Origin of the sequence: Neisseria subflava (assembly GCF_003044645.1) — a bacterium.
GTDB lineage: Bacteria > Pseudomonadota > Gammaproteobacteria > Burkholderiales > Neisseriaceae > Neisseria > Neisseria subflava_B.
This window is the reverse complement of record NZ_POXL01000016.1, coordinates 1-5,786: the sequence shown is the minus strand read 5'-3', so window position 1 is coordinate 5,786 and position 5,786 is coordinate 1. Positions and strand designations below refer to the sequence as shown.

Below are 5,786 nucleotides of genomic sequence, written 5' to 3'. Positions count from 1 at the left end.
CCATATAAATGCATACGACATAATAACGCAAATAACGTTCGATTTCAAACATTCCAAACGGTTAACCGTAACTTTCGGTACTTTTGTTCAAGAATAACAACAGGGTAACCATACATAATTCAAATACCAAGAATGCACGAACACTCAATAGGTATCGGAAGGGGTATCGGTTTATCAATATCCTTGCACCCATTACCCCATCCCCTATCGCCAAACCGACAGAACCGACAGGCATGTAAAAAGCCCCCGACATCAGTCGGGGGCTTCGGAATGGGTGTTTGGCGGTGACCTACTTTCACATGGAAGAACCACACTATCATCGGCGCTGAGTCGTTTCACGGTCCTGTTCGGGATGGGAAGGCGTGGAACCAACTCGCTATGGCCGCCAAACTTAAACTGTTACAAATTGGTAAAGCCTTAATCAATTATTTGGTGATGACTGAATCAGTCAGTAAGCTTTTATCTTTTGAAGTTCTTCAAATGATAGAGTCAAGCCTCACGAGCAATTAGTATGGGTTAGCTTCACGCGTTACCGCGCTTCCACACCCCACCTATCAACGTCCTGGTCTCGAACGACTCTTTAGTGTGGTTAAACCACAAGGGAAGTCTCATCTTCAGGCGAGTTTCGCGCTTAGATGCTTTCAGCGCTTATCTCTTCCGAACTTAGCTACCCGGCTATGCAACTGGCGTTACAACCGGTACACCAGAGGTTCGTCCACTCCGGTCCTCTCGTACTAGGAGCAGCCCCCGTCAAACTTCCAACGCCCACTGCAGATAGGGACCAAACTGTCTCACGACGTTTTAAACCCAGCTCACGTACCACTTTAAATGGCGAACAGCCATACCCTTGGGACCGACTACAGCCCCAGGATGTGATGAGCCGACATCGAGGTGCCAAACTCCGCCGTCGATATGAACTCTTGGGCGGAATCAGCCTGTTATCCCCGGAGTACCTTTTATCCGTTGAGCGATGGCCCTTCCATACAGAACCACCGGATCACTATGTCCTGCTTTCGCACCTGCTCGACTTGTCGGTCTCGCAGTTAAGCTACCTTTTGCCATTGCACTATCAGTCCGATTTCCGACCGGACCTAGGTAACCTTCGAACTCCTCCGTTACTCTTTGGGAGGAGACCGCCCCAGTCAAACTGCCTACCATGCACGGTCCCCGACCCGGATTACGGGTCTGGGTTAGAACCTCAAAGACACCAGGGTGGTATTTCAAGGACGGCTCCACAGAGACTGGCGTCTCTGCTTCAAAGCCTCCCACCTATCCTACACAAGTGACTTCAAAGTCCAATGCAAAGCTACAGTAAAGGTTCACGGGGTCTTTCCGTCTAGCAGCGGGTAGATTGCATCTTCACAACCACTTCAACTTCGCTGAGTCTCAGGAGGAGACAGTGTGGCCATCGTTACGCCATTCGTGCGGGTCGGAACTTACCCGACAAGGAATTTCGCTACCTTAGGACCGTTATAGTTACGGCCGCCGTTTACTGGGGCTTCGATCCGATGCTTGCACATCTTCAATTAACCTTCCAGCACCGGGCAGGCGTCACACCCTATACGTCCACTTTCGTGTTAGCAGAGTGCTGTGTTTTTAATAAACAGTCGCAGCCACCTATTCTCTGCGACCCTCCAGGGCTTACGGAGCAAGTCCTTAACCTTAGAGGGCATACCTTCTCCCGAAGTTACGGTATCAATTTGCCGAGTTCCTTCTCCTGAGTTCTCTCAAGCGCCTTAGAATTCTCATCCTGCCCACCTGTGTCGGTTTGCGGTACGGTTCAATTCAAACTGAAGCTTAGTGGCTTTTCCTGGAAGCGTGGTATCGGTTACTTCATGTCCGTAGACACTCGTCATCACTTCTCGGTGTTAAGAAGACCCGGATTTGCCTAAGTCTTCCACCTACCGGCTTAAACAAGCTATTCCAACAGCTTGCTAACCTAACCTTCTCCGTCCCCACATCGCATTTGAATCAAGTACAGGAATATTAACCTGTTTCCCATCGACTACGCATTTCTGCCTCGCCTTAGGGGCCGACTCACCCTACGCCGATGAACGTTGCGTAGGAAACCTTGGGCTTTCGGCGAGCGGGCTTTTCACCCGCTTTATCGCTACTCATGTCAACATTCGCACTTCTGATACCTCCAGCACACTTTACAATGCACCTTCATCGGCCTACAGAACGCTCCCCTACCATGCCAGTAAACTGGCATCCGCAGCTTCGGTTATAGATTTGAGCCCCGTTACATCTTCCGCGCAGGACGACTCGACCAGTGAGCTATTACGCTTTCTTTAAATGATGGCTGCTTCTAAGCCAACATCCTGGCTGTCTGGGCCTTCCCACTTCGTTTACCACTTAATCTATCATTTGGGACCTTAGCTGGCGGTCTGGGTTGTTTCCCTCTTGACAACGGACGTTAGCACCCGCTGTCTGTCTCCCGAGGAACCACTTGATGGTATTCTTAGTTTGCCATGGGTTGGTAAGTTGCAATAACCCCCTAGCCATAACAGTGCTTTACCCCCATCAGTGTCTTGCTCGAGGCACTACCTAAATAGTTTTCGGGGAGAACCAGCTATCTCCGAGTTTGTTTAGCCTTTCACCCCTATCCACAGCTCATCCCCGCATTTTGCAACATGCGTGGGTTCGGTCCTCCAGTACCTGTTACGGCACCTTCAACCTGGCCATGGATAGATCACTCGGTTTCGGGTCTACACTCAGCAACTGTTCGCCCTATTAAGACTCGGTTTCCCTACGCCTCCCCTATTCGGTTAAGCTCGCTACTGAATGTAAGTCGTTGACCCATTATACAAAAGGTACGCAGTCACACCACAAGGGTGCTCCCACTGTTTGTATGCATCAGGTTTCAGGTTCTATTTCACTCCCCTTCCGGGGTTCTTTTCGCCTTTCCCTCACGGTACTGGTTCACTATCGGTCGATGATGAGTATTTAGCCTTGGAGGATGGTCCCCCCATATTCAGACAGGATTTCACGTGTCCCGCCCTACTTTTCGTACGCTTAGTACCACTATTGAGATTTCGAATACGGGACTATCACCCACTATGGTCAAGCTTCCCAGCTTGTTCTTCTATCTCGATAGTTATCACGTACAGGCTCCTCCGCGTTCGCTCGCCACTACTTACGGAATCTCGGTTGATTTCTTTTCCTCCGGGTACTTAGATGGTTCAGTTCTCCGGGTTCGCTTCACTTATCCTATGTATTCAGATAAGGATACCTCCTAAGAGGTGGGTTTCCCCATTCGGACATCGCGGGATCATAGCTTTATTGCCAGCTCCCCCACGCTTTTCGCAGGCTTACACGTCCTTCGTCGCCTATCATCGCCAAGGCATCCACCTGATGCACTTATTCACTTGACTCTATCATTTCAAGAACCTCTTTGACTTCGTTTACCTACCCGTTGACTAGGGAAGTAAACTTGAAATTCCTACTTTGATAAAGCTTACTGCTTTGTTGTGTCTTAATCCTGCCTTTTGTGTTTCAGGATTAAGTCGATACAATCATCACCCAAATACTGTGTTTGTTTTCTTTTCTCTTACGAGAAATTTTTCATCCTTTGCAAAGAACAAAAAATCAAAACAAACTCATTGTCTTTGTTTGTTGATTTCGGCTTTCCAATTTGTTAAAGATCGATGCGTCGATATTTCACTTCGCAAATCAAAATAAGCTGCTAAGTATAGCAGGCTTCCTTTGATTTGTAAAGTTCTTGGTGGAGGCAAACGGGATCGAACCGATGACCCCCTGCTTGCAAAGCAGGTGCTCTACCAACTGAGCTATGCCCCCGTTCTTGGTGGGTCTGGGAGGACTTGAACCTCCGACCCCACGCTTATCAAGCGTGTGCTCTAACCAGCTGAGCTACAAACCCGGATTCTCTTCTTAAGCGAATCTTGTCTTCACTCAAGCTTTTCTCTTCCGCATCTTTTACAGTTTACCGATAAGTGTGAATGCATCAGACCTCTTCTTTCTCTAGAAAGGAGGTGATCCAGCCGCAGGTTCCCCTACGGCTACCTTGTTACGACTTCACCCCAGTCATGAAGCATACCGTGGTAAGCGGGCTCCTTGCGGTTACCCTACCTACTTCTGGTATCCCCCACTCCCATGGTGTGACGGGCGGTGTGTACAAGACCCGGGAACGTATTCACCGCAGTATGCTGACCTGCGATTACTAGCGATTCCGACTTCATGCACTCGAGTTGCAGAGTGCAATCCGGACTACGATCGGTTTTGTGAGATTGGCTCCACCTCGCGGCTTGGCTACCCTCTGTACCGACCATTGTATGACGTGTGAAGCCCTGGTCATAAGGGCCATGAGGACTTGACGTCATCCCCACCTTCCTCCGGCTTGTCACCGGCAGTCTCATTAGAGTGCCCAACTAAATGATGGCAACTAATGACAAGGGTTGCGCTCGTTGCGGGACTTAACCCAACATCTCACGACACGAGCTGACGACAGCCATGCAGCACCTGTGTTACGGCTCCCGAAGGCACTCCTCCGTCTCTGGAGGATTCCGTACATGTCAAGACCAGGTAAGGTTCTTCGCGTTGCATCGAATTAATCCACATCATCCACCGCTTGTGCGGGTCCCCGTCAATTCCTTTGAGTTTTAATCTTGCGACCGTACTCCCCAGGCGGTCAATTTCACGCGTTAGCTACGCTACTAAGCAATCAAGTTGCCCAACAGCTAATTGACATCGTTTAGGGCGTGGACTACCAGGGTATCTAATCCTGTTTGCTACCCACGCTTTCGAGCATGAACGTCAGTGTTATCCCAGGAGGCTGCCTTCGCCATCGGTATTCCTCCACATCTCTACGCATTTCACTGCTACACGTGGAATTCTACCTCCCTCTGACACACTCTAGTCACCCAGTTCAGAACGCAGTTCCCAGGTTGAGCCCGGGGATTTCACATCCTGCTTAAGTAACCGTCTGCGCTCGCTTTACGCCCAGTAATTCCGATTAACGCTCGCACCCTACGTATTACCGCGGCTGCTGGCACGTAGTTAGCCGGTGCTTATTCTTCAGGTACCGTCATCAGCTGTCGATATTAGCAACAGCCTTTTCTTCCCTGACAAAAGTCCTTTACAACCCGAAGGCCTTCTTCAGACACGCGGCATGGCTGGATCAGGCTTGCGCCCATTGTCCAAAATTCCCCACTGCTGCCTCCCGTAGGAGTCTGGGCCGTGTCTCAGTCCCAGTGTGGCGGATCATCCTCTCAGACCCGCTACTGATCGTCGCCTTGGTAGGCCTTTACCCCACCAACTAGCTAATCAGATATCGGCCGCTCGAATAACGCAAGGCCCGAAGGTCCCCTGCTTTCCTCCTCAGAGAATATGCGGTATTAGCTAATCTTTCGATTAGTTATCCCCCATTACTCGGTACGTTCCGATATATTACTCACCCGTTCGCCACTCGCCACCCAAGAAGCAAGCTTCTCTGTGCTGCCGTCCGACTTGCATGTGTAAAGCATGCCGCCAGCGTTCAATCTGAGCCAGGATCAAACTCTTATGTTCAATCTCTAACTTATAACTTCTGGTCTGCTTCAAAGAAACCGACAGGACAATGTCTAAAACATCATCTTGTCTGTCTTTCAAACAGTGTGAGGCCTAATGCACTCACACTTATCGGTAATCTGTTTTTTAAAGAGCGAATCGAATTATACAGTACATTTAGCAAATGTCAACTAAAATTATCGAAAATTTTAACTAACTGTGTTATACTGTCTGCTTCGTTTTCTTCACCGCGTCAGCAGCGAAGAACCGAACTATACGCC

General features: G+C 49.5%; 2 tRNA genes and 3 rRNA genes. All 5 read right to left on the bottom strand.

Annotated elements, in window-relative coordinates:
- Positions 1–276: 276 nt before the first annotated feature.
- The 5 genes from rrf to DBY97_RS11275 all read right to left on the bottom strand — a co-directional run bounded on the left by rrf (position 277) and on the right by DBY97_RS11275 (position 5,526).
- Positions 277–390, bottom strand: a 5S ribosomal RNA gene (rrf, locus tag DBY97_RS11295).
- Between the two features lie 95 nt (positions 391–485).
- A 23S ribosomal RNA gene (locus tag DBY97_RS11290) occupies positions 486–3,374 on the bottom strand.
- Between the two features lie 348 nt (positions 3,375–3,722).
- Positions 3,723–3,798, bottom strand: a tRNA-Ala gene (locus DBY97_RS11285).
- Positions 3,799–3,803: 5 nt separating this feature from the next.
- Positions 3,804–3,880, bottom strand: a tRNA-Ile gene (locus DBY97_RS11280).
- Between the two features lie 105 nt (positions 3,881–3,985).
- Positions 3,986–5,526, bottom strand: a 16S ribosomal RNA gene (locus DBY97_RS11275).
- Together the 16S, 23S and 5S rRNA genes with 2 tRNA genes alongside form the textbook arrangement of a ribosomal RNA operon.
- Positions 5,527–5,786: the final 260 nt, after the last annotated feature.